The 2,401-nt window shown below is 57.4% G+C and carries 4 protein-coding genes; 2 read left to right on the top strand and 2 right to left on the bottom strand.

Annotated features, from left to right (window positions below; genetic code table 11):
• Positions 1 to 706, bottom strand: a 706-nt coding sequence (locus F2P44_RS34080) for a DUF4158 domain-containing protein (protein WP_167094488.1), incomplete at its 3' end; no start/stop codon positions are given.
• Positions 703 to 1,296, bottom strand: a complete 594-nt coding sequence (locus F2P44_RS34075; RefSeq protein WP_167094486.1) for a recombinase family protein — start codon at positions 1,294 to 1,296, stop codon at positions 703 to 705. The genes F2P44_RS34075 and F2P44_RS34080, both read right to left, overlap by 4 nt.
• Before the next feature lie 300 nt (positions 1,297 to 1,596).
• Between F2P44_RS34075 and F2P44_RS34070 the strand changes: the two genes are divergently transcribed.
• Positions 1,597 to 1,932 (top strand): helix-turn-helix domain-containing protein, encoded by a 336-nt coding sequence (locus F2P44_RS34070; RefSeq protein ID WP_167094484.1) that lies wholly within the window; start codon positions 1,597 to 1,599, stop codon positions 1,930 to 1,932.
• Between the two features lie 17 nt (positions 1,933 to 1,949).
• The coding region (locus F2P44_RS34065; protein ID WP_229423912.1) for a transposase at positions 1,950 to 2,401 on the top strand (452 nt) is incomplete at its 3' end.

Raw genomic sequence — 2,401 nt, 5'->3', positions numbered from 1 at the left:
CCAGCAAGGCGCGCTTCTCGCGCTCGCGGATCATCTGACGCCAACCGAAGTCTTTGGCGTCCTGCTTGAGCGCCGCCAGTTGGGACAGGGTGTCATCACGCACCAGAAGCTGGGCCAACGCGGTCCTGGCAGCGTCGTCCATTGCTTCCGTCAACAAGCCGCCAAGGCGCCGGCGTTCAGCGGAAAGTGTTTCGCTGACCAATTCTTGCAACGTGGTGTAGCCGGGCCGGATGATCTTGTGTTCGTTGAGCCAGATGATTAACTCGGCGACTACGAACCCCGGCGTCACGTCGCGCCTTGCGGTCAGCGTGGCCTGTTGTCCAAGCTGTGACAGGAAGTCGGCCGTCCACGGCCGGTAGCCGAACAGCTCGGCGATCTGCTCGCGCTGGGCATAGTGCTCATGCTTGGTGATCGACTTGCGCTCGAACGACTCGCCGTGGAAATAGTGGTTTAGTACGAATGCACAATCATCATCGACCTCGTTCCAGTCGAAGCGGAAGAAGGACTGCTTGGCCTTGAAGTAGCCGATCTGCAAGACGCAATAGACCTTGGTATGCAGGCCGGGCCGACTGCTGGCAAGCGCCAGTTCGGTTTCCGTCAATGCCAGGTATTCCAGCCGCTGTGCATCGTCAAAGTCGGGTAAGCCGTACAGGGCCTCCTGCTCGGCATCCGACAAGACAGTCAAGCGCTCGCTCTTGGTTTTCATGGTGATGACGAACCACGCGACTCCGTCCAGCCGATCCGGGCCAGGGTTTCAATCAAGGTTGTGCGCTTGACGCCGAAGTTGCGGCACACAGCGGCTTTCGACATACCCCCGTTGAGTGCGGCAATAATGGCGTCTCGTTTCTCGCCAACGATGGCTGCGGGTCGGCCGCCAATCCGACCGCGCCGCTTGGCAGCGGCCAGACCAGCAATGACCCGCTCCTGAATCAGTGCCCGTTCGTACTGCGCGAGCGCACCGAACACGTGGAACAGCAGCTCGCCCGATGCCGTAGTGGTATCCATGCCTTCGGTCAGCGACCGGAAGGAGACATGCTTGTCCTTCAACGTGTTCACGATGGCGAGCAAGTGCGACAGCGAGCGGCCGAGCCGATCCAGTTTCCAGACCACGAGCACATCGCCAGGCCGGACGAATTCGAGCGCGCAGGTCAACCCTGAGCGATCATCCTTGGCGCCGGAGGCGCGATCCTCATACAGGTGGCGCGCATCGACGCCAGCAGCGAGCAGCGCGTCGCGCTGCAAATCCGTGTTCTGCCGGTCGGAGTCCGACGACACGCGCATGTAGCCAACCAGCATAAGCGGATAACCATTAAAATGAAGTTTCCGTATAGTAGCCCATAGCGACAAGGTTTTCCGCATATTTTTGGGGGCCGTGAGCGGACATTTTGGATGGGTGTTGAATGGCTGTCGTAAAACATGTGTTTTGCGACACCCGCCATGCTTGTTGTTTTACCTGATCAGATATAAGCTGCATACAGGGTCGATAGCGTAAAACTGCTCTAACGGATAGCGAGCAGCTACAAGGGTTTGATGGCACTGCCGCTTGAAGTGCGCATGCGCTGAAGGTTGCCGAGGCGTTGGCACAGGAGATACGAAATGCAAAAACGAATCATTGAAGGCGTGGAAGTTCAGCGCGGCTCGGGCAACGTCTACTCCGACCTTGGCTTGCCCGATGCCGAAAAACTAAAAATTAAGACTGGCTTGGTGATCGAGATCAGGAAAGCGATGCGCACCCTCGAACTGAATCAGCAAACAGCGGCCAAGCGTATGGGGATTCCTCAACCGAAAGTGTCGGGAATGATGCGCGGCGACTTTACAAATCTGTCTGAGCGCAAACTGATGGACTGCCTGAATCGCCTCGGCTATGACATCGAGATCAAGGTACGGCCGGCAGCCGATCAGGTCGGGCACCTGACGCTCGCAACCGCGTGACTCAGGACGCCATACGCATGAACGATTTTCGCCGACTGGCAGCGAAGCTGGATCGGCGCATGCAACAGCTTTCTGCCCAAGGCGTCAACGATACACATGCCATTATCAATCTCATGATTGGATACGTGCCGGATCTGCATGAAATTTGGGTCGGAACATCCGACGATGAACTCATAGCACTGTCCAAGGAATTCCCAGGGTTTTGCCATTACGCCGTGATCATGGAAGATGCGTCCGAGGCCGAGCGCAATAAGGCATCGCGGCCTTATGACGGCATGGCCCAGTTTCCCGAGCGGTACAAGCAGGTGGCGGCTCAATTGTTAGCAACAGCAGCGACACTGGAGTCCGGCTACCAGGCGTTTCTTGGCAGCGGCAACCTACAAGTATTTCAGCCGCAAGTCAACGCGCTGAACAAGCAACATCGGCAATGGCTTGCCGATCTGGGAAGCTTCATAGGATCTTTACATGC

Source organism: Massilia frigida, from assembly GCF_011682175.1.
Taxonomy (GTDB): domain Bacteria; phylum Pseudomonadota; class Gammaproteobacteria; order Burkholderiales; family Burkholderiaceae_D; genus Telluria_A; species Telluria_A frigida.
Note: the sequence above shows the minus strand (reverse complement) of the source record. Positions and strands in the feature narration are given on the sequence as shown.